23 protein-coding genes are annotated in these 25,453 nt (G+C 71.0%); 16 read left to right on the forward strand and 7 right to left on the reverse strand.

The genetic code is table 11. The features are described from left to right. Positions 1–188 precede the first annotated feature (188 nt). Positions 189–1,394, forward strand: coding sequence for an ROK family transcriptional regulator (locus ACN20J_RS37935; protein ID WP_189841325.1), 1,206 nt, complete (start codon positions 189–191; stop codon positions 1,392–1,394). Between the two features lie 84 nt (positions 1,395–1,478). Next, complete coding sequence (locus ACN20J_RS37940) at positions 1,479–2,984, forward strand: M81 family metallopeptidase (protein WP_189841326.1); 1,506 nt, start codon at positions 1,479–1,481, stop codon at positions 2,982–2,984. 68 nt (positions 2,985–3,052) lie between these two features. On the opposite strand, the gene ACN20J_RS37945 is transcribed toward ACN20J_RS37940, so the two are convergent. The 3 genes from ACN20J_RS37945 to ACN20J_RS37955 form a co-directional block, all read right to left on the reverse strand. Then, positions 3,053–3,868, reverse strand: a complete 816-nt coding sequence (locus ACN20J_RS37945) for an SAM-dependent methyltransferase (RefSeq protein ID WP_055617299.1) — start codon at positions 3,866–3,868, stop codon at positions 3,053–3,055. A 121-nt stretch (positions 3,869–3,989) separates the two neighbouring features. Further along, positions 3,990–4,202: a DUF397 domain-containing protein gene (locus tag ACN20J_RS37950; RefSeq protein WP_055617307.1), complete on the reverse strand. Its 213-nt coding sequence runs from the start codon at positions 4,200–4,202 to the stop codon at positions 3,990–3,992. Between the two features lie 40 nt (positions 4,203–4,242). Beyond that, positions 4,243–5,118 (reverse strand): helix-turn-helix domain-containing protein, encoded by an 876-nt coding sequence (locus tag ACN20J_RS37955; RefSeq protein ID WP_189841327.1) that lies wholly within the window; start codon positions 5,116–5,118, stop codon positions 4,243–4,245. A gap of 307 nt (positions 5,119–5,425) precedes the next feature. On the opposite strand from ACN20J_RS37955, the gene ACN20J_RS37960 reads away from it, so the two are divergent. The 4 genes from ACN20J_RS37960 (at position 5,426) to ACN20J_RS37975 (ending at position 8,115) form a co-directional block, all read left to right on the forward strand. Continuing rightward, on the forward strand, positions 5,426–6,088 hold the full coding sequence (locus ACN20J_RS37960) for an ATP-binding protein (protein WP_055617297.1): 663 nt from the start codon (positions 5,426–5,428) through the stop codon (positions 6,086–6,088). Beyond that, positions 6,066–6,545: a hypothetical protein gene (locus ACN20J_RS37965; protein WP_189841328.1), complete on the forward strand. Its 480-nt coding sequence runs from the start codon at positions 6,066–6,068 to the stop codon at positions 6,543–6,545. Before ACN20J_RS37960 ends, ACN20J_RS37965 begins: the two co-directional genes overlap by 23 nt. Before the next feature lie 137 nt (positions 6,546–6,682). Further along, on the forward strand, positions 6,683–7,435 hold the full coding sequence (locus ACN20J_RS37970; RefSeq protein ID WP_189841329.1) for a hypothetical protein: 753 nt from the start codon (positions 6,683–6,685) through the stop codon (positions 7,433–7,435). Continuing rightward, positions 7,399–8,115 carry a DUF1775 domain-containing protein gene (locus ACN20J_RS37975; protein WP_189841330.1) on the forward strand — a complete coding sequence of 239 codons (717 nt, stop codon included), beginning with the start codon at positions 7,399–7,401 and terminating at the stop codon, positions 8,113–8,115. The genes ACN20J_RS37970 and ACN20J_RS37975 overlap by 37 nt, the downstream gene beginning before the upstream one ends. Before the next feature lie 137 nt (positions 8,116–8,252). Here ACN20J_RS37975 and ACN20J_RS37980 read toward each other — a convergent pair whose 3' ends face one another. Continuing rightward, complete coding sequence (locus ACN20J_RS37980) at positions 8,253–8,705, reverse strand: MarR family winged helix-turn-helix transcriptional regulator (RefSeq protein WP_189841331.1); 453 nt, start codon at positions 8,703–8,705, stop codon at positions 8,253–8,255. Between the two features lie 133 nt (positions 8,706–8,838). Beyond that, the gene (locus ACN20J_RS37985; RefSeq protein WP_361920374.1) at positions 8,839–9,900 is read right to left on the reverse strand and encodes a zinc-dependent alcohol dehydrogenase; all 1,062 of its coding nucleotides are present in this window, start codon (positions 9,898–9,900) and stop codon (positions 8,839–8,841) included. 145 nt (positions 9,901–10,045) lie between these two features. Between ACN20J_RS37985 and ACN20J_RS37990 the strand changes: the two genes are divergently transcribed. The 8 genes from ACN20J_RS37990 (at position 10,046) to ACN20J_RS38025 (ending at position 19,135) form a co-directional block, all read left to right on the forward strand. Then, positions 10,046–10,588 carry a MarR family winged helix-turn-helix transcriptional regulator gene (locus tag ACN20J_RS37990; protein WP_361920376.1) on the forward strand — a complete coding sequence of 181 codons (543 nt, stop codon included), beginning with the start codon at positions 10,046–10,048 and terminating at the stop codon, positions 10,586–10,588. Between the two features lie 290 nt (positions 10,589–10,878). After that, the gene (locus ACN20J_RS37995; RefSeq protein WP_419669025.1) at positions 10,879–11,580 is read left to right on the forward strand and encodes a response regulator transcription factor; all 702 of its coding nucleotides are present in this window, start codon (positions 10,879–10,881) and stop codon (positions 11,578–11,580) included. Positions 11,581–11,931: 351 nt separating this feature from the next. After that, positions 11,932–13,176, forward strand: a complete 1,245-nt coding sequence (locus ACN20J_RS38000; protein WP_419667645.1) for a cytochrome P450 — start codon at positions 11,932–11,934, stop codon at positions 13,174–13,176. 58 nt (positions 13,177–13,234) lie between these two features. Then, on the forward strand, positions 13,235–13,432 hold the full coding sequence (locus ACN20J_RS38005) for a ferredoxin (protein WP_189841334.1): 198 nt from the start codon (positions 13,235–13,237) through the stop codon (positions 13,430–13,432). Beyond that, positions 13,429–14,649, forward strand: coding sequence for an NAD(P)/FAD-dependent oxidoreductase (locus tag ACN20J_RS38010; RefSeq protein ID WP_419667646.1), 1,221 nt, complete (start codon positions 13,429–13,431; stop codon positions 14,647–14,649). Before ACN20J_RS38005 ends, ACN20J_RS38010 begins: the two co-directional genes overlap by 4 nt. Positions 14,650–14,707: 58 nt before the next feature. Beyond that, positions 14,708–15,550: an SDR family oxidoreductase gene (locus ACN20J_RS38015; RefSeq protein WP_419667647.1), complete on the forward strand. Its 843-nt coding sequence runs from the start codon at positions 14,708–14,710 to the stop codon at positions 15,548–15,550. Positions 15,551–15,596: 46 nt separating this feature from the next. Then, on the forward strand, positions 15,597–17,426 hold the full coding sequence (locus tag ACN20J_RS38020) for a flavin-containing monooxygenase (protein WP_419667648.1): 1,830 nt from the start codon (positions 15,597–15,599) through the stop codon (positions 17,424–17,426). An 83-nt stretch (positions 17,427–17,509) separates the two neighbouring features. Beyond that, entirely contained in the window at positions 17,510–19,135 is a 1,626-nt protein-coding gene (locus tag ACN20J_RS38025) for a hypothetical protein (RefSeq protein ID WP_419667649.1), read from the forward strand. Positions 19,136–19,203: 68 nt separating this feature from the next. Here ACN20J_RS38025 and ACN20J_RS38030 read toward each other — a convergent pair whose 3' ends face one another. Then, a complete protein-coding gene (locus tag ACN20J_RS38030) occupies positions 19,204–19,884 on the reverse strand; it encodes a TetR/AcrR family transcriptional regulator (RefSeq protein ID WP_189841339.1) in 681 nt (226 codons plus the stop codon). A gap of 190 nt (positions 19,885–20,074) precedes the next feature. On the opposite strand from ACN20J_RS38030, the gene ACN20J_RS38035 reads away from it, so the two are divergent. Then, the gene (locus tag ACN20J_RS38035) at positions 20,075–21,868 is read left to right on the forward strand and encodes an ABC transporter ATP-binding protein (protein ID WP_362302151.1); all 1,794 of its coding nucleotides are present in this window, start codon (positions 20,075–20,077) and stop codon (positions 21,866–21,868) included. Between the two features lie 66 nt (positions 21,869–21,934). Here ACN20J_RS38035 and ACN20J_RS38040 read toward each other — a convergent pair whose 3' ends face one another. Next, the gene (locus ACN20J_RS38040; protein WP_419667650.1) at positions 21,935–23,002 is read right to left on the reverse strand and encodes an ABC transporter substrate-binding protein; all 1,068 of its coding nucleotides are present in this window, start codon (positions 23,000–23,002) and stop codon (positions 21,935–21,937) included. A gap of 434 nt (positions 23,003–23,436) precedes the next feature. Here ACN20J_RS38040 and ACN20J_RS38045 point away from each other — a divergent pair, with 434 nt between their 5' ends. After that, the gene (locus tag ACN20J_RS38045; RefSeq protein WP_419667651.1) at positions 23,437–25,239 is read left to right on the forward strand and encodes a S8 family peptidase; all 1,803 of its coding nucleotides are present in this window, start codon (positions 23,437–23,439) and stop codon (positions 25,237–25,239) included. The last annotated feature ends 214 nt before the right edge of the window (positions 25,240–25,453 follow it).

Here is a 25,453-nt window from a genome sequence, read left to right on the forward strand (position 1 = left end):
GGAGATGAACGGCGGCGTTCGGCGGAGCCAGTCAACGACCGGAAGGTTCGAAGAAACAGGCGGCCCGCTGTAAAAAGTCTGTTACTGCTGTTCTGGAAAAAGTCGCGTGAGGGACATACGGGCATACGCTCGTCGCCCCGGCCTCCGGATTTCCCCGGCTTTCCCCAACCCTGGGAGTTACTTCGTCCATGTCTGAAAAAAGTGCGGGACACCGGAGGGGCGTCACGGGCGTCTCCTCGCTGGCCGAGCGCGTCCTCGAACTCCTCGCCTCCGGGCAGGCGTCGACCCGCACGGAACTCGCCGGTCTGCTCGGTGCCGCACCCTCGACGATCTCGCTCACGGTCGGCCAGCTGGTGGCGCACGGGCTGGTCGCCGAGCAGGGCACGCGGTCCTCGACCGGCGGGCGCCCGCGCAAGGTGCTGCGCCTGGGCGGGAGCGAGGGGTTCGCCGTCGCGGCCGACCTCGGCGGACGGCATGCGCGCGTCGGGGTCGTCCTGCCCGGCGGCGGGTTCACCGAGGTCTCCACCGTGCCGTTCGCGACCGCCGAGGGGCCCGAGACCGCGCTTCCCGCACTCGCCGAGACCCTGGAGACCCTCGCCGGGCGGCGCGGCCGGGAACTGCTGCGCGGCGTCGGCCTGTGCCTCCCGGGCCCGGTCGACGTCGTACCGGGCGTCGTCACCCTCCCCTCGCGCATGCCCGGCTGGAACCGCTTCCCCGTCCGGGACTGGCTGGAGGAGCGGTTCGGCGTACCGGCCGCGATCGAGAACGACGCCAACTGCATGGCGGTGGGCGAGCACAGCGTCCAGCCCGCCGAGCGCCGCCAGTCGATCATGGTGAAGATGGGCTCGGCGATCGGCGCGGGGGTCATCGCCGACGGGAAGCTGTACCGCGGCGCGACCGGTGCCGCCGGCGAGATCACCCACGTACGGGTCGAGGCGGGCCACGACATCCCCTGCTCCTGCGGCAACACCGGCTGCCTGGAGACCGTCGCCTCGGGCGCCGCGCTCGTCCGGATCCTGCGCGAGCGGGGCCTGGACGTCGCGTCCATCGAGGACGTCGTACGCCTCGCCTCCGACGCCGACCCGGAGGCCACCCGAGCCGTCCGCCAGGCCGGCCGCTACCTCGGCATGGTCCTGTCGGCGAACGTCAACTTCTTCAACCCCGACGCCGTGTACCTGGGTGGCCTCCTCTCGACGCTCGAACCGTTCGTCGCCGCCGTCCGCAGTCAGCTGTACGAGGGATGCCACCCGCTGGTGACCAAGCACCTGGTGATCGAGCGGGCCAGCCTCGGCGCGGACGCGGGCCTCGTCGGCGCGGGCCAGTTCGCGCTCCAACGGGCCCTGGCGAACGCCCTCCAGGCCGTCACCGGCGCCGTCGCCCCCGCCCACCACTGACCACCGACACCCACCACCGCGCGAGTCACCCGACACCCATCACCGTGCGAGCCACCGACGACACCCACCACCGTGCGAGGAGCCATGCCACAACCGCGTACCCCCGTCGCCCGTCCCGTGATCGCGATCGCTGGGCTCGGCATCGAGTCGTCGACGTTCTCGCCGGCCCGGACCGAGGCCCCCGCCTTCCACCCGCAGCGCGGCACGGATGTCCTGACGCGCTATCAGTTCCTCGCACCCGGGACGCCGTTGAGGAACGCCGCCGAGTGGCGCGGCGCGCTGGTCGGCAAGGCGCTGCCCGGCGGTACGGTGACGGCGGCCGCGTACGCCGAACTCTCCGACGAACTCATCACGAGGCTGGGCGAGTTGGGGCACCTCGACGGCCTCTGGTTCGACATCCACGGGGCCATGACGGTCGAGGGCCTCGACGACGCCGAGGCGGACCTGCTGGCCCGCGTCCGGGAGACGGTCGGCCCGGACGTCATCGTGTCCACCTCCATGGACCTGCACGGCAACGTCTCGCGCGAACTCGCCCACCTGAGCGACCTGATCACCTGCTACCGCATGGCCCCGCACGAGGACGCCATGGAGACGAAGGAACGGGCGGCCCGCAACCTCGTGGACCTCCTCACCACCGGCGCGCCCCGCCCGGTCAAGGCCTGGATCCCGGTTCCCGTGCTCCTGGCGGGCGAGCAGACCTCGACCCGTATCGAACCCGCGAAGAGCGTGTACGCGGCCGTCGAGGAGGTCGAGGCCACCGAGGGCGTCACGGACGCCGCGATCTGGGTCGGCTACGCCTGGGCGGACGAGCCGCGCAACCGGGCGGCGGTCGTCGTCACGGGCCCGTCGCAGGAGGCCGTCACAACCGGCGCCGAACGCCTGGCGCGCGGCTTCTGGGAGGCCCGGCACGACTTCGCCTTCGTAGCCCCGACGGGCACGCTGGACGACTGTCTGGACGAGGCACTGGCCGCCACCGAGGAGAACCGGCCCTACTTCATCAGCGACACCGGCGACAACCCGACGGCGGGCGGCGCGGGCGACGTCACCTGGGGGCTCGAACGGGTGCTGTCCAGGCCCGAGTTCAAGGACCCGTCAGGACCGACGGTCGTCTACGCCTCGCTCCCCGGCCCCGCCGCCGTGGAGACGGCTGTCCGGGCGGGCGTCGGAGCGACCGTCACCGTCACGGCGGGCGCGGAGGTCGACGACCGCCACGCAGGGCCGCTCACCATGACCGGCGTGGTCCACGCGATCCGCCACGGCGACCCGCACGCCCAGGTGGAGGTGGTGCTGCGCGTCGGCAGTGTGCACGTCATCCTCACCGCGCTGCGCAAGCCCTACCACCACGAACACGACTTCACCGACCTGGAGTTGTCACCCCGCAAGGCCGACATCGTCCTCGTCAAGATCGGCTACCTGGAACCCGAACTCTTCACCATGGCGGCCGACTGGAAGATGGCCCTCACCCCCGGCGGAGTCGACCAGAACCTCCTGCGCCTGGGCCACCACCGCATCAACCGCCCGATGTACCCGTTCGACGCAGAGATGCCGACCCCGGACCTGACGGCGAGAGTCATCCCCGCGCCCCGATAGGGGCGCGGGGAACTGCGCAACCCAGTCACAACCGACCCGCACGTATCAAACGGTCAACCAGCGGAGCGCTACGGCTTGCGGGCCACGGCCCCGTACATCGCGATGTCCTCGTCCCGGATGCCCTCGCCACTCGTGGCGTCCGGGTGCCACTTGTGCACCTGCACGATGCCGGGTTCGACGAGTTCGAGACCCTCGAAGAACTCGTCGGCCTCGTCGATCGTGCGCAACCGCATGGGCATGTTCCGCGCCGCGTACTCGCGGGCGACCCGCCCCACGTCCTCGGGCGCGAACTCGGCGGTGCCGATGGACATCGCGAGGTAGCTGCCGGAGGGGAGGGGCTCCAGGAGGCGGCGCACGATGCCGACCGCGTCGTCCTCGTCCAGGACGAAGTGGACGATCGCGATCACGGTCAGCGCGACCGGCTTGTCCAGGTCGAGCGTCTCGCGGAACTCGGGAGAGTCGAGCACCGCCTCCGGGTGCTGGAAGTCGGCCTCGATGTACGCCGTCCTGCCCTCGGGGCTGCTGGCCAGCAGCCCCTGGGAGAGGGTGAGGACGATCGGGTCGTTGTCGACGTAGACGACCCGTGACTCGGGGGCCACCGACTGGACGATCTCGTGGAGGTTCGGCGAGGTGGGGATGCCGGTGCCGATGTCCAGGAACTGGCGTACCCCCGCCTCCTTCGCCAGCCACGCCACCGCGCGGTTCATCCAGTCGCGGTTGGCCTTCATGTGGATCGGCAGGGCGGGCCACTCCGACGCCATGGCGTCGCCCGCCTCCTTGTCGGCCGGGTAGTAGTCCTTACCGCCGAGGATGTAGTCGTAGATGCGCGCCGAGTGGGCGTTCTCGGTGTCGATGCGGTCGGCCGGCCATCCGTTTTCGGGCAAAGCCGCCCCTCCTGTCAAGTCGTCGGGTTCGAAGTCAACGCTCAGGAAAATCAAGGGTGTTGATCAAAGCAGGAGTGTTCAGGAAACCAGGGAAGTCTGTGCGCGGGAACAAGGGGGTGCCTCAGAACAGGAAGTCGGCGGCACCCGCCTTCACACCCGCCAGGAAACTCGTCATCTCGCGGGGCGTGAAGACCAGCGCGGGGCCGTCGGGGTCGGTCGACTGGCGCAGCGCGACCCGGCCGTCGCCGAGCTTCTTCGCCTCGACGCAGGCGCCGCCCGCGTCGTCGCTCCACGGCTTGTACCAGCCGCGTGTGCCGAGTTCCCGGGACGGCATGCCGTTGCGTATGTGTCCGTCGCGTATGTGGTGGTGCACGTCAGAGCTCCTTGCGAATCGCACCGAGGAGAGCCTCGGTCTTTCTGGCGGGCGTCGCCTGCGCGCCCAGCCGGTCCAGAGCCTCGCGATAGACCAGGACGTCGTCGTCCTTGTCCAGATAGACAGCGCCCACCAGACCGTTCAGGTAGACGATGTCCGGCAGTTCGCGTGCCCGGAACCGGAAGAGATGGAAAGCCCCCGCCCGCATCGCCGGATGCGGCCCGTTCTTGAACGGCATGATCTGCAATGTCACTTGGGGTAGCGAGTTGACAGCGATCAGATGGTCGATCTGGGCGCGCATCACCTCGGCTCCGCCGACCGGCCAGCGCAGCACGGTCTCGTCCATCACGATCCACACGCGCGGCGGCGAGGGCCGGGTCAGCAGCTCCTGGCGCCGCATCCGCAGCGCGACCCTGCGCTCCGTGGCCTCGGTCGCGGCGTGCGGATTCCCGGCACCCAGCAGGGCCCGGGCGTACTCCTCGGTCTGCAGCAGACCGTGCACGAACTGGGCCTCGTACGCGCGGATCTGCAGCGCCGCCTGCTCCAGGCTCAGATAGGCCGCGAACCAGTCCGGCAGCACGTCACGGTAGGTGTGCCACCAGCCGCGCTTGTTCGCCTCACGGACCGATTTCAGGAAGGTGTCGATCTCCTGCTGGTCCGTCACGCCGTACACCTGGAGCAGTTTCTCGGCGTCCGGGAGCCTGAGCCGGGCCACCTTGGCGGCCTCCATGCGGCGGATCGTGGAGTGGCTCACCCCGATCGCCGCACCCGCCTGCTCGAACGTCAGTCCGGCGCGATTGCGCAGCTCCTCCAGTTGCCTGCCGAGGATCATGCGCAGGACGGAGGGCGCGCCGCCCCAGTCGGTTTCAGCGGTCACGGCTTACCCCCTCACAGCGGGTTCGAGGTCGCAGTCTGTCACGATCATCCGTTCGACGGGGGAAGCATGCACCGTGCGAATTGCAATTTTCAACTTGTCGGTTGCGGGGTGTTGTTGGCAGGTGTCACAGTGGGGCGTACCGTCCTGGTCCGGTGAACGGCGAGACGACGCAGCCAAGTTGGGGGAGAACGGGCTGCGCTTCGTCACCGTGCGCATCGGGTTGTACGCGCCTCGCGGCGGAACCGGATCAAGCGGTACCGGCACTGGTCCGACCCCCGGTGCGAAGGCAGACGAAAGGCGAACGGCGATGGCTCCGCCCTCCCTCCCCAAGCCATTGGGCCGACTGCCCGCGAGCGAACACCCGCACAGAGCGGGCGTGTTCGGACTCTCCCCGACTCCCGCCTCGGTGGGCGTGGCCCGCAGGAACGTGCGCGAACTGCTGAGTGAATGGGGCGCGAGCCCCGAAACTTGCGACAACGCTGTCCTGGTGACCTCCGAGCTGGTCACCAACGCGCTGACGCACACGGCGAGCGAGTGGATCGTCTGCAGACTGCGCACCGCGGGCGGCCGGCTCCACATCGAGGTCGAGGACCAGAACCGCGGCCTGACACTCCCCGCACAGCGCAGTGCGGGGCCCGACGACCAGGGCGGCCGTGGACTGATGCTCGTCGGCATGGTCAGCAGCGACTGGGGTGTCAAGGACAGCGCGAACGGTTCCGGGCGCGTCGTCTGGGCCGTGCTGCCCTCCCAGCCGGTGCCGTCACCGCCGGCCTCCTCCCCGCCGGTGTCGCTGCGGTCGGTGCCGCCGCAGCCGACGTCGTCGGAGTCACGAGAACCCGCCTCCGCCGGGCGCGCACCCCTCACGCACGAAGCCGTCTCCACCGGGCGCGCGCCCAGCACGCACCTCACCCGGCCCAACCCCCACTCGGCCGAAGGACACCTGCCTCATGGAACTCCAGCACGCCCCTGAACCGCGACCGCGCACGTACGGCTCGCGGCTGCGCCCCTCCGCCACCTTCCCCGCCGGAAACCCTGGCCGTCTGGTCATCCCCGCCCAGCTGCGCGCCGGGCTGGGCTGCGACGCCGTGACCACGTCCCGGGAGCACGGCGAACGCATCATGGACTCCCTGCCCCGCGTGGGCTGTGTCTTCGCCGACGACTTCGAGGGCGAGGAGCGCTGGTGGTGGATCGTCCCCTCCGGCTCCCACATAGGCGTCACCTGGCCGCCCTCCACGACGTACACCGTCGGCGCGCACCTGGCCGACCCGTCCTGGACACGCGCCCGCCGCGGCCCCTGGGCCGACCGGCCCCGGCTGATCCACAGCCCCGCGGGAGGCTCGCCCTACACCCCGCCGATACCCCTGTACTTCCTCACCTGCCGCCTCGCGGGCAGCGTCCCGAGCTGGTCCCTGGGCGCGGCGGACTGAACCACTCCCGCCCTTCCGGATGCCCGCACGTCACTCCTCGTACGACCCCGGGTGAACGGCCTCCTCACCTCTGACGTAGACGTATGCGACAAGGTGAATGCGGCGGAGGATGATGGGCGACCGTGCCAGGTGACCGTGTGACGCAGCGCGACGGCCGGGGCCCGGGCTCCCGGCCGAGCCGCGCGGGCGCCCGGGTCCGGGCCGTGACGTTCGCCCTCGTCGGCAGTGTGCTCGCCGCCGTCGGCCATCACGCGGTCGAGGGCGGGCAGGTGCCCTGGCGGCTCGTGGCCGCCTTCGCCGTCGCGCAGTTCGCCGTCGTACGGCCCTTCGCCCGCCGCCGCCCCGGACTGCTCGCGGTCGGCGGATGCACCCTGGCCGCCCAGGCCGCGATGCATCTCGCGCTCACGACGGCCGGCGGACACCGCGCCGGCATGGGACACATGGCCCACGCCGGGCACGACGCCATGACGAGCGGCGCCGGCGGACACCCCTGGCAGCACGCCTCCGAAACGGCCATGACGACCGCGCACGTCGTCGCCGCCCTCGTCGTCGCCTGGCTGCTCCACCGGGCCGACACGGCGGTCACGGCGGCACTGGCCACCGGCCGTACGCTGCGCGCGGTCGCGGCGGCGGTCATGGCCCGGTTCCTGCCGGGCGCGGTCGTCGCCACCGCCCACCGGCCAGGGCCCGTACCGCTCGCCGGCTCCTTCGAACTCCCGGCAGGAGCACGGACCCGGACCCTGGAACACGCGCTGGTGCGCAGGGGACCCCCGGGACGGACACCCGTCCCCGTCGTCCCCTCCACTCGGGCTCGGCCTCGGCCCGCCCGGTTCCATCAGCAAGGAGTTCCACCATGTCCCTGTCCATCAACGGGCGTCGTGTCGCACTGACCGGCGCCGCCGCGCTCACGGCCGTCCTCGCGCTGGCCGGTCCCGCCTCGGCGCACACGGAGGTCGAGGCCGACAAGGCGCAGGCCCTCGCCGAGAACGTCACCCTCACCGTCGTCTGCGAGGCGGAGTCCGCCACCGCGGGCTTCCGCGAGGTGCGCGTCGTGCTGCCCGAGGGGATCGCACCGGCCGACGTCACGCTCGTCGAGGCCCCCAAGGGCTGGCAGTTGAAGGCCACCGACGACGGTTACGTCGTGGGCGGCACCCCTCTCAAGACCGGCGTCGACGCCGAGTACAAGGTCAAGATCCGCCAGCTCCCGGACGTCGAGGAAGTGGCGTTCAAGACCATCGACACCTACAGCGACGGGAAGGTCTCGCGCTGGATCGAGCTGCCCAAGGGCGGCGAGGAGCCCGAACAGCCCGCCCCGATCCTGAAGTTGAAGGCCGCGGCACCGGGCGCGAAGCCGATCGCTCCCAGCCCGACCGCGAGCCCGACGCCCAGCCCGACTCCGTCGGTCACCGCGACGCCGTCCGAGTCCGAGGCCACGGCCGCCGCGGCCGACACGAAGAAGGACGACGACGGAACGCCCATGAGCCTCGTCGTCGGCGGGGTGGCCGCGGCGGTGCTGGTCCTCGGCGCCGGAGGATGGTGGCTGACGAAGCGCCGCGCCACCGGCAGCTGACCGCGACCGGCCCGTGGGACGCGCACGTCCCACGGGCCGGACCAGGACGCGGGCGCCCGGCTTCGTCGTCGCGCGATGCACGTGCGTACGTATCGAGCGATGCGGGTGCGTGCGTACGTACGGTCAGGGGCTCCCGGTCAGGGGCGGGGCCAGGGCCTCTCGTCGAGGTTCTCGATGTCCGTGTTGAACCGCTTGAGGTACGCGGCGAAGGTGGTGACCTCCTCGGGGTCCCAGTCGGCCATCACCTTCTCCAGCCCCTGGATGGCCTCCGCGCGATGCGTGTCGAGGCGGTGCTCGCCCTCGTCGGTGATGCGGAACTTGCGGGCCATGCCCCCGTCGGGGTCGGGAATGCGCTCGACGAGACCGCCGCGCAGCATGGCGGCGGTCTGCCGGTTGAGCGTGGAGGCGTCGAGCCCGAAGGCGTCGCTGAGCTGCCCGATGGACATCGGGCCCTCCATACGGATGCGGCTCAGCAGAATGTAGGCGCTGCGCTCGAGGCGACCGCCGGTCCGGGCCCGGGGCGAGTTCAGATAGAGGTGCCGCCCGAGCAGCATCGCTTCGAACTCGATCAAATGCGTGGGCTTGTCCATGCCGCCGGTCCTTCCCCAGATCTCGACTCTCGCCCCGAAACCTGAGCCTGGGCCTGAGGTCAGGGCAGGAGCCATGACATCAAATATGCACCACGCACCTAATGTGTACGATGCATGCCCCCAGGTCCGCCGCTCAGTCCTGGTCGCCGAGCGTGTCCTGGCCGTCGAAGGTGACGACGATCTTCTCGGCGGCGCCGGGGGTGAGGGCCAGCCCGAAGGCGTGCTCGACGTCGGTGAAGGGCACGCGGTGGCTGATGAGCTTGGCGAAGCGCTCGTGGTGCTCGACCAGTTCCGGGGTGACCTCGAAGATCTCGGTGGGGTAGCCCTGGGAGGCGATGAGGGTGAGCTCGCTGCGGAGCATGCCGCCGAGGTCGATGGCGTCGGACTTCTTCTGGACGGCGACCATGACGAGCTTGGCGCCCCATCTGGCGTTGTCGACGGTGGCCTGGAAGACGGCGGGGGCGCCGGCCGCGTCGATGTAGATGTCCGTGCCCGGGCGGGGCTGGCCCAGGGCGTTGGCGGCTTGGCCGTGCAGGTCGGTGAGGACGGCGGTGAGGTCGTCGGTGGCGGAGTTGACGACCGCGTCGGCGCCGACGGCGAGGGCGGTCTCCAGCCGTTCGGGCAGGACGTCGGCGACCACGACGTGCTGGACCCCGCGGAGCTTGAGCCAGATGGTGGCGCCCAGACCGATGGGCCCGGCGCCGAAGACGACGACCTTGTCGGTGGGCCCGGCCCCGGAACGGTTGACGCAGTGCCGGGCGACGGCCATCGGCTCGTTCAGGGCGGCCACGTCGAAGGGCACGGTGTCGGGGAAGACGCTGAGGTTGGTGCCCGGTTCGGCGTTCTCGATGAGCAGGTACTCGCTCATGGCGCCGTGCGCTCCACCGCAGCCGATGATGCCGGAGGGCACACCCTGCGGGTTGACGACGACCCGGTCGCCCACCTTCAGGCCGGTGACCTCGGCGCCGGTTTCCACGATCTCGCCGGCGGGTTCGTGGCCCAGAGGGAGCGGCACCATGGAACCGCCGGGACCCATGGGGGTACCGCCGAGGTGCAGGAAGAACGTGTCGGTGCCGCAGATGCCGCAGGCGCGGATCCTGAGCAGGGCGTCCTTGGGGCCGGGGACGGGGCGCTCCACGTCGACGACCTCGATCTCGCCGACGGGGCCGGTGCGGACGGACTTCATGGTGGCCATGGTGCTGCTCTCTTCCTCGGTGATGCGGTGGCTCGGCGCCCCCGACCGACTTACTTGAGTTAGTCAAGCGTATGTGGCTTACTTGAGTAAAGCAATCTAATTCTGAATTTACTTGAGTTAGGCAAGTAGCTGCTAAGGTGGCCCCATGCCCACGCCATCACCCGCACACACCCCCGACCCTCTGTCCGGAGCCGCGTCCGCCCCCGTCTCCGACGAGGTGACCGAGATCGAGCGAGCCCTCAACCGCATCGTCTATCTGACCGGTCGGGTCAGGCAGCACGACCGCCTCATGGCCCTGGCCGGGGTGTCGCTGGACCGGGCCGCGGTGGCGCTGCTGCGACAGATCGCCGAATCGGAGCCCATGCGCCCCGGCGAGCTGGCGGGACGGCTGGCCGTGGAGGCGTCACACGTCACCCGGCAGGTGCAGCAGCTGGAGAAGGGCGGTTACGTGACCCGGGTCCCGGACCCGGACGACCGCCGCGCCCAGCGCATCCAGCTGACCCCCGTCGGCCAGGACGCGATCGACCGTATCCGCGTCGCGAGTTGCCGGGGCATGGAGCTCGCGCTGTCCCACTGGTCGCCGGAGGAACTGCGGCAACTCTCCACGCTGTTCCATCGGATGGTCGACGACTTCCTGGACACCGAGGTCACGCTGGAGGGTGAGGACGCCTCGCCGCGCCGGGCCTGACCGGGGGCGGCCGGGGCCGGTCGACGGCACGGTCGGCTCGTGCTCTCGTGCTCTCGTGGTCGGTGCCCCGGGGTGCGAGGGTTTTCTCCGGTGCCGTTCGGCGCGACCGCCGTTCGTGCGTGACGCGTGAGCCGGCACGAGGTGGTGTCGCCGCCGCCCGCCTCCTACTCATGAACGAGGTGCATGCGATGGACGGGACGGATGGGGTGGACCGGGTGCACGGAGTGGACCGCGTCGTCGGGGTGGACCGGGTACACGAGATGGACGGCGCCGGTGTCGGTGTCGGCGGGGTGCGCGGGAGTGGCGCGGAGATGTCCGCGCCCGCCCGTGGGAGCGGGCAGCACGTCCTGGTCGTCGTCCACGACTCCACGGTCGCCGAACTGCTCACGACCACACTGGAGTTGGCGGACTACCGGGTGACCGCGGCACGCACCGGCGCCCAGGGGATGGCACGGCTCGCCGAGCACCGGTTCGACCTCGTCGTCATGGATGTGTCGGTCCCGGACATCGAGGAGCTGGGTGAGGGGCGCCGCTTCCGCCCGGCCGACCGGCCTCCGGTGCTCTTCCTCGCCGAGTACGAGAAGCTGGGCCTCCTCGTCCCCGAACTCGGCCTGGGTGAATCGGACTACGTCACCGTGCCGTTCCGGATCTCCGAAGTCCTCACCAGGGCCCACGTGTTACTGCGTGGCCGCGGCTCGATGGAGCAGGGGCCGTGCTACGGGGACCTCGTCCTCGACGACGCCACCTGTCAGGCGCGGCGCGGCCGACGGGCCCTCGACCTCACCCCGGCCGAGTACCGGCTGCTGCGGCATCTGCTCGTCAATGCCGAGCGGGTGCTGTCGAAGGAACAGATCTGCCGGCATGTCTGGGGCGAGACCCGGGCGGGCAACGCGATCGAGAAACTCGTCTCCCGCCTCCGCCACAAGGTGGACCAGGAGCAGCCCCCGCTGATCCACACGCGCCGGGGTTTCGGGTACCGGCTCGGTCGCTGAACCTGACATCGCCCGCGTCCTCAACTCTTCAGCCCTCGCGCCCCCAATTCGCCACGCCTCACACCTCCAACTCCCGTACCCCCACACCCTTTTAGCTCTCCACCTCGGCGGCCGTGCGTCTCTCGCGCCGGCCGCTTCGTCGTGTCCGCAGGGCGCGGTCGCGGTGTGAGGTGGCGCGAAAGTGTGCCCAGGTGGCCGACCCGCTACGGGTCGAATCTGTGATCTGGGTCACGTCAGCTTTATGTCAGGCAACTGACCGGAAGCCGTCAGTCCGCTCCGCTTGCATGTGGTCCAGAGGTCTCCAACCCTTCCCCGTTCTCCGCCCCGGCGGAGCCCCCACCGAGGAGTCAGATGGCCGAGACACTGGCCGGAGCCGCGTCCGACGCGGCCGAGGCGATGCCCGAGTTCCCGATGCCGAGGGCGGAAGGCTGTCCGTTCGCCCCGCCGCCGGCCGTGGAGGAGCTGCGCGAGCAGAACCCGATCAGCAAGGTCCGGATCTGGGACGGCAGTACGCCCTGGATGATCACCGGGCACGCCCTGCAGCGGGCCCTGCTGACCGACCCCCGCGTCAGCGCCAACGACAAGAGCCCCGGCAACTTCCCGTTCGTGACGGCGTACCGGCAGCAGATCGCCGAGTACACCCCGGAGCTCATCGTCAACACGGACGCCCCCGAGCACACCCGGCTGCGCCGGATGGTCAACGGGCCGTTCCTCGTCAAACGGATCGAGGCCATGCGGGCCCCGATCCAGAAGATCGTCGACGGTCTGATCGACGACATGCTGGCCGGGCCGAACCCGGCCGACCTCCTGACGGCGCTCGCGCTGCCCGTGCCCTCGCTGGTGATCAGCGAACTGCTCGGAGTGCCGTACGCGGACCACGAGTTCTTCCAGGAGAACAGCAGCCTCGCGCTCGACCGGGCCGCCGCGCCCGAGGACTCCCGGGCGGCGAGCACCGCGCTCTCCACCTACCTCGACGACCTGCTCGGCAAGAAGCTCACCGACCCCGGTGACGACGTGCTGTCCGAGATGGCGGGGCGGGTCACGGCCGGCGAGATGAGCCGCAGCGAGGCCGTCCACATGGGCGTGGCGATGCTCATCGCCGGCCACGAGACCACCGCGACGATGATCAGCCTCGGCACGCTGGTCCTGCTGGAGAACCCGGAGCAACTCGCCCTGGTGCGCGACTCCGAGGACCCCAAGGTCGTCGCCGGCGCGGTGGAGGAACTGCTGCGCTATCTGAGCATCGTCCAGGTCGGTCTGCGCCGCGTCGCCACCGAGGACATCGAGATCGGCGGCCAGGTCATCCGCGCGGGCGACGGCCTGATCGTGGATCTGCACGCCGCCAACTGGGACCCCGAGGCGTTCCCCGGCCCCGACCAGGTGGACGTCACCCGGCCCGCGCGCAAGCACAACGCCTTCGGCTACGGCCCCCACCAGTGCCTGGGCCAGTCCCTCGCCCGCCTGGAGCTCCAGATCGTCTACAGCACCCTCTACCGGCGCGTCCCCACGCTGCGCCTGGCCACCAGCGTCGAGGAGTTGGAGTTCGACCACAGCGGCACCACGTACGGCGTCGCCTCCCTGCCCGTCACCTGGTGACCGGCCCGCACCGTTGAACGCAGTGGGTGAACGTACCGAAGGAGCAAGGAAGAAGACCATGCGTGTGGAACTGGACGAACCGAAATGTGTGGCGGCGGGTCAGTGTGTGATGGCCTCCCCGGAGGTCTTCGACCAGCGTGACGACGACGGGGTGGCGATCCTGCTGGAGGAGGAGCCCGCCGACGAACTCCTCGACGGGGTGCGCGAAGCCGTGGCGATCTGCCCGGCGGCGGCGATCCGGCTGGTCGACCAGTGAGGCGGATTCTCGTCGTGGGTGCCTCGGCGGCCGGACTCTCGGCCGTCGAGACGCTGCGCCGGGAGGGGTACGACGGCACGCTCACCCTGGTCGGTGACGAGCCGCACCCGCCGTACGACCGGCCGCCGTTGTCCAAGCAGATCCTGGCGTCCGAGTGGGAGCACGACCGGCTGACGCTGCGCTCGGCCGGTGAACTCGACGCCCTGAAGCTGGACTTGAGACTCGGCAGTGCGGCCACGGGCCTCGACCTCGACGGGCGTGCGGTGCTGCTCGCCGACGGGACGCGGGTCGCGTACGACGGGCTGGTCGTGGCCACCGGGGTGCGTCCGCGGCGGCTGCCCGGGGACGGGCACGCGCATGTGCTGCGTACCCTGGACGACGCGCTCGCGCTGCGGGACCGGCTGGGGGAGGGGCGGCGGCTCGTGGTCGTCGGCGCCGGGTTCCTGGGCGCCGAGGCCGCCGCCGTGGCCCGGGGCCTGGGCGCCGAGGTCACTCTCCTGGAACCGGCGCCCGTTCCGCTCGGCCACGCCGTCGGCGACGAGGTCGGGCGGGTGCTGTCGGCCGCCCATCTGGAGCACGGGGTGGACCTGCGCACCGGGGTCACCGTCCGCGAGGTGACCGAGGGCGGCGTGCGGCTGGCCGACGGTGAACTGGTCGAGGGCGACGAGGTGTTGGTCGCCGTCGGCTCGCTGCCCAACACCGAGTGGCTGGCGGACAGCGGCCTCACCGTGGGCGACGGACTGGTCTGCGACGAGTACTGCGAGGCGGTCCGCGAGTCCCCCGGGCCGACCAAGTCCCCTGGGACGACCACCGGGAGCGTGTACGCGGCCGGTGACGTCGCCCGCTGGCACAACCCGCTGTTCGGGGCGTCGATGCGCATCGAGCACCGTACGAACGCCGCGGAGCAGGGCATGGCCGCCGCCCGGAACCTCCTCCACCCGCAGGCGCGCAAGCCGTTCGCGCCGGTGCCGTACTTCTGGTCGGACCAGTACGGCATGAAGGTCCAGGCGTTCGGCTATCTGCGCGGCCACGACGAAGTCGCCGTGGTGGAGGGGGACTTGGCCGAGCGCCGGTTCCTGGTCGCCTACCGCAGGGGCGACCACCTGGCCGGGGTTCTCGCGGTCGGTATGCCGCCGAAGGCGATCCGCGGCTGGCGGCAGGCCGTCGCCGTGCGTTCCACGTGGCGCGACGCCGTACCGGCCACTGGCGTGTTGTAGCCCTCGCGCCCAACCGGGCGTCGGTGAAGGGTAGTTCGAACGATCAGGGAGGTTGTTCATGGTCGACCGTCCGAACGAGGAGCGTCGTGACGTGGTCGTGGTCACGGGGGCGGGAGGGATGGGCGTCGCGGTCGCGCGCCGGCTGGGCAACGGGCGGAACGTGCTCCTCGCCGACGCGTCCAGCCAGGGGCTCGACCGGGCCGTCACCGCGCTCACCGACGAGGGCTACGCGGTGCGGGGCATGGTGACCGACGTGTCCGACCGCGGGGCGGTGCACAAGCTCGCGGAGGCGTCGGCCGCCGAGGGCCGGGTTGCCGCGATCGTGCACACCGCGGGAGTCTCGCCCGCGACCGGGCCGGCGAAGACGATCGTCGACGTCAACCTGCTGGGCACGGCCCATGTCATCGACGCGTTCGAGACGGTCGCCACCCGCGGTACGGCCCTGGTGGTGATCTCCAGCATGGCCGGCCATGTCGCGTCCCTGAGCCGCGAGGAGGAGGCCGCCCTCGCGACGACCGCCACCGAGGACCTCCGCGGCCTCGACGTCGTCACCGCCATCGGCGACGACGCCCAGACCGCGTACATCGTGACCAAGCGGGCCAACCATCTACGGGTGCAGGCCGCCGCGCTCGCCTGGAACCTGCGGGGCGCCCGGGTCAACAGCGTCAGCCCGGGCGTCATCGCCACCGCGATGTCCCGGGCGGAGGCCGCTTCGCCGTCCGGGGCCCACATGATGCAGATGCTGGACGCGAGCGGATCGGGCCGCGTCGGGACGCCCGGGGAGATCGCCGACGCCGTGGCGTTCCTGACCGGCCCCGAGTCGTCGTACATCACCGGGACCGACCTTCTCGTCGACGGCGGCCAGGCCGCCTGGCTCCGCCTCCACTTCCGCCCGCAGTAGCGACCGGGCGACGACCGCACCCCTCTCAACAACAGAAGGGACACGCATGACCACCCCCCACACCCCGTCCGCCGCGCCCGACTTCGACCCGGAGGAGCTCGGGTTCGACCCCGAGGCGCTGCGCGCTCGCTACCGGGCCGAGCGCGACCGGCGGATCCGCCCCGACGGCAACGCCCAATACCACCGCGTCGCCGGTGAGTTCGGCTACTACGCCGACGATCCGTACGTGGAGGAGCCGGAGTTCACCAGGGAGCCGCTGACCGACCGGGTGGAAGTGGTCGTCGTAGGCGGCGGGTTCGGCGGTCTGCTGGCCGGGGCGCGCCTGCGGCAGGCGGGGGTGCGGGGCATCCGGGTCATCGAGCAGGCCGGGGACTTCGGAGGGACCTGGTACTGGAACCGGTACCCGGGAATCCACTGCGACATCGAGTCGTACGTCTACCTGCCGCTCCTCGAAGAGATCGGCTACGTCCCCGAGTGGAAGTACGCGCCCGGCGAGGAGATCCGGCAGCACGCGCGGGCGATCGGGCGCCACTTCGGCCTGTACGAGGACGCCTGCTTCCGGACCCGGGCGACCGAACTCCGTTGGGACGACACCGATTTGGAGTGGATCGTCACCACCGACCGCGGCGACCGCATCCGGGCCCGCTATGTGGTGGTCTCCAGCGGCACGCTCAGCCAGGCGAAACTCCCCGGTATCCCCGGCATCGAGAACTTCAAGGGCCACACCTTCCACACCAGCCGCTGGGACTACGCGTACACCGGGGGCGACGCGAACGGAAACCTGCACCGGCTCGCCGACAAGCACGTGGCCGTGATCGGCACCGGAGCGACCGCCATCCAGGTCGTGCCGCACCTCGGCCGCGACGCCGAGCGCCTGTACGTGTTCCAGCGCACGCCCTCCTCGGTCGACGTACGCGGCCAGCGCCCCACGGACCCGGGGTGGGCCGAGTCGTTGGAACCGGGCTGGCAGCGGCGCCGCAGGGAGAACTTCCTCAGGACCGTCACCGGGACCCAAGCGGACGAGGACCTGGTGAACGACGGCTGGACCAGCAGCGCCCGGCTGCTCCAGAACCTCATCCCGACCAACAACTACGCGGACCTCCCGCCCGAGGAACGCGACCGCCTCAACGAACTCGCCGACTTCCAGAAGATGAACGAGATCCGCGCCCGCGTGAACACCGTCGTCGAGGATCCCTCGACAGCCGAGGCGCTCAAGCCCTGGTACCGCTACATGTGCAAGCGGCCCACGTTCAGCGACCACTACCTGGACACGTTCAACCGGCCCAACGTGACACTCGTCGACACGGCCGACCACGGGGGCGTCGAGCGCATCACCGAGGACGCCGTCGTCGTCGGCGGGGCCGAGTACGAGGTCGACTGCGTCATCTTCGCCACCGGATTCGAGGTGGGCGTCTCGGGCATCCTGTCCGGCCAACTCCCCGTGTACGGAAGGGAAGGCGCCACCCTGCCGGGGGCCTGGATGCAGAGCGGCCCGAAGACACTCCACGGCTTCTACAGCCACGGATTCCCGAACCTCTTCCAGCTCGGCCCGCTGCAGAACGCCAGTGCCGTGAACTACGTCCACATCCTCGACGAACAGGCCGGCCATGTCGCCGAAGTGGTCGCCGAGGCACGGGAGCGCCGGGCCCGGTACGTGGAGCCGTCCCCCGAGGCCGAGGACGCCTGGGTCGCGACGATCCGTCAGAAGGCCGCGGACCTCTACAAGTTCCAGGCCGAGTGCACCCCCGGCTACTACAACAACGAGGGCAGGCCCAGGAAGCGCAGCGAGTCGTACGGCGACGGACCCGTCGCGTTCCACGAACTGCTCAGGCGCTGGCGCGCGGACGGCGGCATGAACGACGTCATCGTCGAGTGATCGGCCCGGGGCGCCGACCACGGGGGTGTGGGCGCCCCGACCGTACGACCGACCATCACCGAACCCAGGGACGGGGAACGACGATGCGGCCCAGCCGATTCGACGACACCGGCAACACGCCTTCCACGAGCGGTAGTTGGGACCTGCACAGACTCAACCCCCCGAACCGCCTGTGGGGTTCGAACGGCGTCACCTTCGGACCCGACGGACGGCTGTACGTGGCACAGTTCCTCGCCGGGCAGATCAGCGCCGTCGACACGGCCACGGGGGACGTCGACGTCGTGGTGCCACTGGACGGTCCGGTGCAGGCGCCCGACGACCTCGCCTTCGGGGCGGACGGTTCCATGTACATCGCCGACCTGACACCGGGGCGGGTCTGGCGGCGCAGCCCCCAGGGCGCGTACAGCCTCGTCTCCGACCAGGTGCAGGTGCCCAACGGCATCACCTGTGTCGGGGACCGGCTCTTCGTCAACGAGATGAAGATGAACGGCCGCCTGCTGGAGCTGTTCCCGGACGGCGGCGACCCGGTGGTGCTGACCGACGGGCTGGCCCTCGGCAACGCGATGCAGCTCGGCCCGGACGGCTGTCTGTACTACCCGCACATGATCGGCAACCAGGTCTGGCGGATCCCGCCGGACGGCGGCACCCCCGAACTGTTCGCCGAGGAGGTGGACGACCCGGTCGCGGTCCGGTTCGACAAGGGAGGCGTCCTCGTCGTCCTGTCACGGGGCCCGGCCGGCATCGTGACCCGCATCGATCTCGCCACCGGGGCGCGGTCGGTGGTCGTCAGCGGCGTCCTCGGGCTGGACAACGCGGCCTTCGACGCGGAGAACCGCATGTACGTCTCCAGCTTCGGCAGCGGCGGCGTCACGGAGATGCGCGAGGACGGCCGCACCCGGGAGATCGTTCCCCGAGGACTCAGCGGCCCCTTCGGGGTCACCGTCGACCTCCGGGGCACGGTCTACGCGGCGGACCACTACCGCCTGGCGAGCCCCGGCGACTCCGGGGAGCACGACTCCAGCGGCGTGATCACCCACGAACTGCAGCCCTTCGTCCACGGCATCACCGCGGACGACGGACTTCTCCACTTCGCCTCCGAGTACGGCGACGTCCGTACGTACGATCCCGTCCGCAGGACCACGCGGGTACGGGTGCAGGGGCTGAACGAGCCCACCGGCATCGAGCGCTCGCCCGACGGAGCCCTCGTCGTGGCCGAGTCGGGCGCCGGCCGCGTCGTACGGATCGACGAGCGGATCGACGGGACGGACACCGTCACCGTGCTCGCGGAAGGGCTCCGGCACCCCGTCGACATCGCCTTCGACGCCGAAGGGCGCTGCTACGTCAGCGACGACGAACTCGGGGCCGTTCTCCGGATCGACGACGACGGCGAGACGGTGACCGTCGCGGACGGCCTCGGCGCACCGCAGGGGCTGGCCGTCCGCGGGGACGAACTGTTCACGGTGGACGTCGAGCACCGGTGCCTGCGCGCGGTGTCCCTCACGACGGGGGAGACCCGCATCGACGCCGAGAACCTCGCGGTCGGCCTGCCCCCGGGCATCACCCGCACCGAACCCGCCCTGTTCGCCGCGGGCATGCCCGGTTCCCCGCACCCGTTCGCGGGCCTGGCAGTGGCCCCGGACGGCACCCTCCTCCTCTCGGCGAACGGCGAGGGGAGTGTGCTGCGCCTGTCGGCACGCGCGCCCTTTTAGGGGCGCGGGGAACTGCGCACCCAGCCGCTACGGACCCGCAGATGAAGCAGGCCCTTCCACCGGAGCGCTTAGGCCGTGGCGGGCCTGCCCGCTGTCGGAGGGGGGCCGGAGATGCCGCCCAGGCAGAACCGCCAGACCTCCTCGGAGCTGACCGGCTCGGCGCGGCCGTCGGCAGACGCACCGTGGGCCTGCGCGGCGAACATGACGGTCTGCAGGACGAGCGCGGCCTGACGGCGGGGCCGCCCGGCCGCGATGACACCCGCGTCGGCGGCCCGCTCGATGAGCTCCGCGAACACCATGAGCAGCGGCCGGTGGGCGGCAGCCACCTGCGAGGGGTGCTTCACCAGCAGTTGCAGGGCGAAGCCGCCGAACAGCTGCCGCGGCACGTCGGGGCCCGGCTGCGCCCGCTCGTGGAGCAGCTCCACGGCCAGGCGCAGCGCCCGGAGCGGATCGCTCTTCGACGAGGCGGCTTCCCTGATCTCGTCCGCGGACTTGGCGAGCGTGTCCTCGAACAGGGCGAGCAGCAACTCGTGCTTCCCGTCGAAGTACTGGTAGAAGCTGCGCAGCGACTGCTTCGAGCGGTTGACGACCTCCTGGACGGTGAAGTCCGTCGTGCCCTTCTCGGCGATCAGCTCGTAGGCCGAGTCCAGAAACCTCTGTACGCGTTCCTCCGCGCGCAGCTTCGCGGCCCGGGTGGATCGCTCGACGGCACGCCGGCGCCACGCCGGTTGTTCGGGGGAAGCGGTCATTCATCGAACGTTACTCGACGGGCCCGTTCGGATACCGCCGGTCGAAATCCCCTACGGCACTGTCAGTGGCATCGGCGATACTTCCATCGATCCCCCTTGCTCCGGACGAGGCCCCGGACCGAACTCCGGACCGGACCGCGGACGGGACTCCGGCCGAGAGCGGGAGGGGAGCCGATCGAGGGGGAGCACCGTGCCGCAGCCCGACCCGTCCGACACACCGTCCACGCCACCGTGGCGGCTCCTGCTCGGGTACGTACGCCCGTACCGCTGGACGCTGTTGCTCGGAGCCGTGCTGTCGCTGCTGACCGGCGCCGCCGGGCTCGCGCTGCCGCTGGTCGCCCGAACGCTCATCGACGACCTCGGGCACGACCGGTCGATCACCGGCGCGCTGCTGGCCATGTCGGGTCTGGTGGTCGCCAACGCGGCGATCGGGGCGCTGGGCGGGTACGTGCTGCGGTACACCGCCGAGTCCGTGGTGCTCGGGGCCCGGCGGGGCCTGGTGTCGCACCTGCTGCGGCTGCGCATATCCGCCGTCGATCGGAGCGAGCCCGGGGACCTGATGGCCCGGATCACCTCGGACACCACGCTGCTCAGGGAAGTCACCACCGACTCGTTGGTCGGCCTCGGCACGGGCGGGCTCACCCTGGTGGCCACGCTCGCGATGATGGGGTTCGTCGACCCGGTGCTGACGGGCGTCACCCTGGGCGTGGTGCTGGCCGCGGGCACGGTGATCGGCGTGATCGTGCCGCGGATCAACCGCGCCAGCAAGCGCGCGCAGGACGCGGTCGGAGCGATGGGCGCCTCGCTGGAGCGGACCCTCGGCGCGCTCCGGACCATCAAGGCGTCCGGCGCCGAGCACCGCGAGGAGCGGGCCGTGCACGCGGCGGCCGAGGAGTCGTGGCGCCAGAGCGTACGGGCCGCCAAGTGGTCCGCGCTGGCCGGGAACACGGCCGGCCTCTCGATGCAGGTCGCCTTCATCACCGTCCTCGCCGTGGGCGGCGCACGGGTCGCGACCGGCGCCATCGACATCGGCACCCTCGTCGCGTTCCTGCTGTACGTCTTCTACTTGATGGCGCCGATCCAGCAGGTCGTCGGAGCCGTCGCCCAGTACCAGACCGGCTCGGCCGCCCTCGCCCGGATCGAGGAGGCCCGGCTGCTGCCCGCCGAACCGGCCGCCGAGCCCTCGCCGCTGCCCCAGCCCGGCGCCGAGCCCGCCTCGATCGCCTTCGAGGACGTCCGCTTCCGCTACGACGACGACCTTCCGTACGTGCACCACGGTGTGACCTTCGCCGTCCCGCCGCGCGGTATGACCGCCTTTGTCGGACCGTCCGGCGCCGGGAAGACCACGGTGTTCTCGCTCATCGAGCGGTTCTACGACCCGGAGCAGGGGACCATCGCGCTGGACGGCCGCGACCTCACCGACTGGGAGGTCTCCGCGCTCCGGTCCGCCATCGGCTATGTGGAGCAGGACGCGCCCGTCCTCTCCGGCAGCCTCCGCGACAACCTCCTGCTCGGCAATCCCGACGCGGACGACGGCGAGGTGCTCCGGGCACTGAAGACCACCCGCCTCGACTCCCTCGTCGACCGGCTGCCGAAGGGGCTCGACACCCTCGTCGGCCACCGCGGCACCAAGCTCTCCGGCGGTGAACGCCAGCGCGTCGCCATCGCCCGCGCCCTGCTCAGGCGGCCCCGGCTGCTGCTCCTCGACGAGGCCACCAGCCAGCTCGACGCGGTCAACGAGGCCGCGCTGCGCGACACCGTCGCCGATGTCGCCCGCACCACCACGGTCCTGGTCGTCGCCCACCGGCTGTCCACCGTCACCATGGCCGACCGGATCGTCGTCATGGACGCGGGGCAGGTACGGGCGGTCGGCACCCATCGCGAACTCGTGGCCGGCGACCCGCTGTACGCCGAGCTTGCGGCCACGCAGTTCCTCGCGGCCACGGACGACGGCCTGACGGTGCCCGAGACGGTCGACAGCTGAGCCCGACGACTGGGCCTGACGGCGACTGGGCCTGACAGCGGCTGAGTACCGCCCCTGGAGAGCCGGTTACGAGGTCACGGGCTCCGACTGCCCCAGTGCCGCCGCCAGTTGCTCGATGCGCGGTGCGTACCCGGCGTGGCTGTATCGCTCCTCTGCGGCCCACGGGAACGTCAGGTCCGCCCGGACGGCGGGCAGCCGGGCCCAGGTCGGCTTGGTCTTCTTCAGGTCGGCCGGCTGGAGGTTGCCTTCTCGGTCGTCGACGAGGATCAGGTCGGCCTCGTACATGTCGGCGTTCTCCCAGCCGAGTTCCTGCCAGAAGCCGCCCGCGCCCGTCTTCGAGGGCGTCACGAACTCGACGCCGAGCGACTCGTAGTAGCGCAGGTCCGTGAAGGCGTCCGGGGCGGCGACGTACAGGATGTCGGCCGAGGCGGAGACCACCATGACCTTCAGGCCGCCACTGCCCTTCGCGCGGGCCGCTCCGGCCGCCCGACGCAAGTTGGCCGAGGCCGACTTGAAGCGCTTCTCCGCGGAGGTGACCGGGTCGGCGGTCAGGTCCGCGCCGAGCGACTTGGCGAGGTCGGCGAAGCGGTCGATGACATGGGTGAGTGAGCTCTTCGTGGTGAGGATGCCGACGCTGGGGGCGAGCGACTCGATCTTCTCGGCCGACTCCTCGGGGACGTACCAGAGCGCCGGCGGATCGGTCATCTGGGCGATCAGGAGGTCGGGCCGAAGTCCGGCGTACCGCTCGACGTTGAATTGGGGATAGGTGTTGCCGAGGATCGTCACCTTGTCCACGTCGATCCCGCCGGCCCGGGGATCGGGCCTGCCGTTCTTGAGCTTCGTCGGTCCGAAGACGCCCGTGCACTCGATGCCGAGGTCGTGCAGCGCGGCAGCCGCGCCGACGAAGGCGACCAGGCGCTTCGGTGCCCGGTCCGCCTCGACCGTCGTGCCCCGGTCGTCCTTGAAACGCCATGTTCCCCCGCCGGCCGACGAGTTGGCGGAGCTGCCGCCGTCACTGTCCTTGTCTCCGTCGCTGCCGCACGCCGAGAGCAGACCGCCCAGGCCCAGGGCTCCCACCGCGGTGAGGACGCTACGACGGGAGAGCGCAGGGGCGGCGGGGCGCGGGGCGTGCATGGGCGACTCCTTGGGCGGGAGACAGGGCGGCGGGAGACCAACGAAGAGGAAAGTAAGGCTAACCTAACTTCTTACCCGGCGGCAGCCCCTCCCGCCTCGTCCGCATCCCTTGTCGACGAGACAGGACTGAACGTCCGGAAAGGGTGCTTTCTCGCCAACTGGGCGGTCCCCATAGGGGGTTCTCGGCCATGGATCGAGGGTTTTCCCCGTATCCGCGGGATAAAGGCTCCGCCTATTGTTCGACCACAGCCGAACCACAGGTAACCCCTGACTGGAGGCTCGCGCACGGCCGGCCTCGCGCCTTCTCGATTGCACCCCCCGCCGCTTCGACGACGAAGCGAATCGAACCGCTGCTCCGCACCGCACGGCACCGCATGCACCGCATCGCACCGCCTGTTCCGCGCTGCCCGGAGCCGGCCACGAAAGGCACTCACTTGCGTACTCCTCGACCCGCGAGACGGAAGCTGATATCCGTCGCCGCGATCTCCGCGACACTCCTGGCCGGGAGCGCCACGTCCCTCGCGCTGGCCGGTCCCGCCACCGCCAAGGTCCCCGCCGAGCAGACCGCGAAGTCCGCCGCCGCTGCTGTGTCCGCCCCGGCCGAGCGGCTGATCGTCGGCTACAAGTCGGGCGCCACCGAGGCCAGGTCGAACAAGGCCGCCTCCGCCGACGCCGAGGCCAAGGGCAAGGAGGCCGGCGAGAGCCTGGACTTCCAGCGCCGCCTCGGCACCGGCGCCGCGCTGGTCGACCTCGGCGAGCAGCTGAGCAAGGCCGATGTCGCCGACGTCGTCGCCGAGTACCAGGCCGACCCGCAGGTCGCGTACGTCGTGCCGGACCGCCTCAACAAGCCGCAGGCCGACCCGAACGACACCGAGTACAGCAAGCAGTGGGACCTCTTCGAGACCACCGCGGGCATGCGTGTGCCCGGCGCCTGGGACACCGCGACCGGCAGCGGCGTGACCGTCGCCGTCATCGACACCGGCTACGTCACCCACTCCGACCTCGCCGCCAACATCGTCGCGGGCTACGACTTCATCTCCGACACCGCGGTCTCGGTCGACGGCAACGGCCGTGACAGCAACCCGGCCGACCCGGGCGACTGGTACTCCGCCGGCGAGTGCGAGCAGACCACGGGCAGCTCCTCCTCCTGGCACGGCACGCACGTCGCGGGCACCATCGCGGCCGTCACCAACAACAGCAAGGGCGTCGCGGGCATCGCGTACAACGCGAAGATCTCCCCGCTGCGCGTCCTCGGCAAGTGCGGCGGCTACGACTCCGACATCATCGACGCCATCACCTGGGCGTCAGGCGGTACGGTCTCCGGCGTCCCGGCCAACGCCAACGTCGCCAAGGTCATCAACATGAGCCTGGGCGGTGGCGGCGCCTGCACCACGGCCACCCAGACCGCCATCAACGGCGCGGTCGGCCGGGGCACCACGGTCGTCGTCGCGGCGGGCAACAGCAACGCCAACGCGGCCAACTACTCGCCGGCCAGCTGCAGCAACGTCATCTCGGTCGCCGCGCTCAACCGCACCGGCGCCAAGGCCAGTTACTCCAACTTCGGCTCGGTCGTCGACATCGCGGCACCCGGTGGCCAGACCAGCACCGGCACCGCCAACGGCATCCTGTCCACGCTGAACTCCGGTACGCAGGGCCCGGGTTCGGAGTCGTACGCCTACTACCAGGGCACCAGCATGGCCGCCCCGCACATCGCGGGTCTCGCCGCGCTCGCCAAGTCGGCGAACTCCGCGCTGACCCCGGCCCAGATCGAGTCCGCGATCAAGACCAACTCGCGTGCTCTGCCCGGTGCTTGCTCGGGCGGCTGTGGCGCGGGTCTCGCGGACGCGGCCAAGACGGTGCAGGCGGTGAGCGGGTCGGGAGGCTCCACGGGGGGCACCACCTTCACCAGCAGCACGGCCGTCTCCATCCCGGACGCCGGCTCGGCCGTCGAGTCCTCGATCGCCGTCAGCGGCCGGACCGGCAACGCGCCCTCGGCCCTCCAGGTCGGCGTCGACATCACCCACACCTACCGCGGTGACCTGGTGATCGACCTGGTCGCCCCGGACGGCACGGCCTACCGGCTGAAGTCCTCGGGCTCGGACTCGGCCGACAACGTCAACACGACCTACACCGTGGACGCGTCCAGCGAGACCGCAAACGGCACCTGGAAGCTGCGCGTCCAGGACGTGGCCTCGGCGGACACCGGCACGATCAACAGCTGGAAGCTCACCTTCTGACCGTCGAGCGGCCGTCGGACGACTGTTGAACCGGGCGGACGGCGGCTGATCGACGACTGACGAACCACCCCCCACAGGGTGGGGCCGAAAGGCCCCCGCAGGGGCGGCCGACGCGAGCGGGCGTCGGCCGCCCCGCCTTTCGTTCCGCGGACATATACCTTCGTCGCCGCCTTTCATCCCGCCGTTGGATGGTGGAACCCGCGCCTCCGGGACA

Origin of the sequence: Streptomyces sp. 2-1, from assembly GCF_048564895.1 — a bacterium.
Taxonomy (GTDB): Bacteria; Actinomycetota; Actinomycetes; order Streptomycetales; family Streptomycetaceae; genus Streptomyces; species Streptomyces phaeochromogenes.

Coding starts and splice junctions, on each gene's coding strand:
- ACN20J_RS38000 (WP_419667645.1), top strand. CDS start 11,932: ATGGCCGAGACACTGGCCGGAGCCGCGTCCGACGCGGCCGAGGCGATG.
- ACN20J_RS38025 (WP_419667649.1), top strand. CDS start 17,510: ATGCGGCCCAGCCGATTCGACGACACCGGCAACACGCCTTCCACGAGC.
- ACN20J_RS37990 (WP_361920376.1), top strand. CDS start 10,046: ATGCCCACGCCATCACCCGCACACACCCCCGACCCTCTGTCCGGAGCC.
- ACN20J_RS37935 (WP_189841325.1), top strand. CDS start 189: ATGTCTGAAAAAAGTGCGGGACACCGGAGGGGCGTCACGGGCGTCTCC.
- ACN20J_RS37940 (WP_189841326.1), top strand. CDS start 1,479: ATGCCACAACCGCGTACCCCCGTCGCCCGTCCCGTGATCGCGATCGCT.
- ACN20J_RS37950 (WP_055617307.1), bottom strand. CDS start 4,202: ATGCCGTCCCGGGAACTCGGCACACGCGGCTGGTACAAGCCGTGGAGC.
- ACN20J_RS38015 (WP_419667647.1), top strand. CDS start 14,708: ATGGTCGACCGTCCGAACGAGGAGCGTCGTGACGTGGTCGTGGTCACG.
- ACN20J_RS37975 (WP_189841330.1), top strand. CDS start 7,399: ATGTCCCTGTCCATCAACGGGCGTCGTGTCGCACTGACCGGCGCCGCC.
- ACN20J_RS38020 (WP_419667648.1), top strand. CDS start 15,597: ATGACCACCCCCCACACCCCGTCCGCCGCGCCCGACTTCGACCCGGAG.
- ACN20J_RS37965 (WP_189841328.1), top strand. CDS start 6,066: ATGGAACTCCAGCACGCCCCTGAACCGCGACCGCGCACGTACGGCTCG.
- ACN20J_RS38040 (WP_419667650.1), bottom strand. CDS start 23,002: ATGCACGCCCCGCGCCCCGCCGCCCCTGCGCTCTCCCGTCGTAGCGTC.
- ACN20J_RS37985 (WP_361920374.1), bottom strand. CDS start 9,900: ATGGCCACCATGAAGTCCGTCCGCACCGGCCCCGTCGGCGAGATCGAG.
- ACN20J_RS38030 (WP_189841339.1), bottom strand. CDS start 19,884: ATGACCGCTTCCCCCGAACAACCGGCGTGGCGCCGGCGTGCCGTCGAG.
- ACN20J_RS38005 (WP_189841334.1), top strand. CDS start 13,235: ATGCGTGTGGAACTGGACGAACCGAAATGTGTGGCGGCGGGTCAGTGT.
- ACN20J_RS37980 (WP_189841331.1), bottom strand. CDS start 8,705: ATGGACAAGCCCACGCATTTGATCGAGTTCGAAGCGATGCTGCTCGGG.
- ACN20J_RS37960 (WP_055617297.1), top strand. CDS start 5,426: ATGGCTCCGCCCTCCCTCCCCAAGCCATTGGGCCGACTGCCCGCGAGC.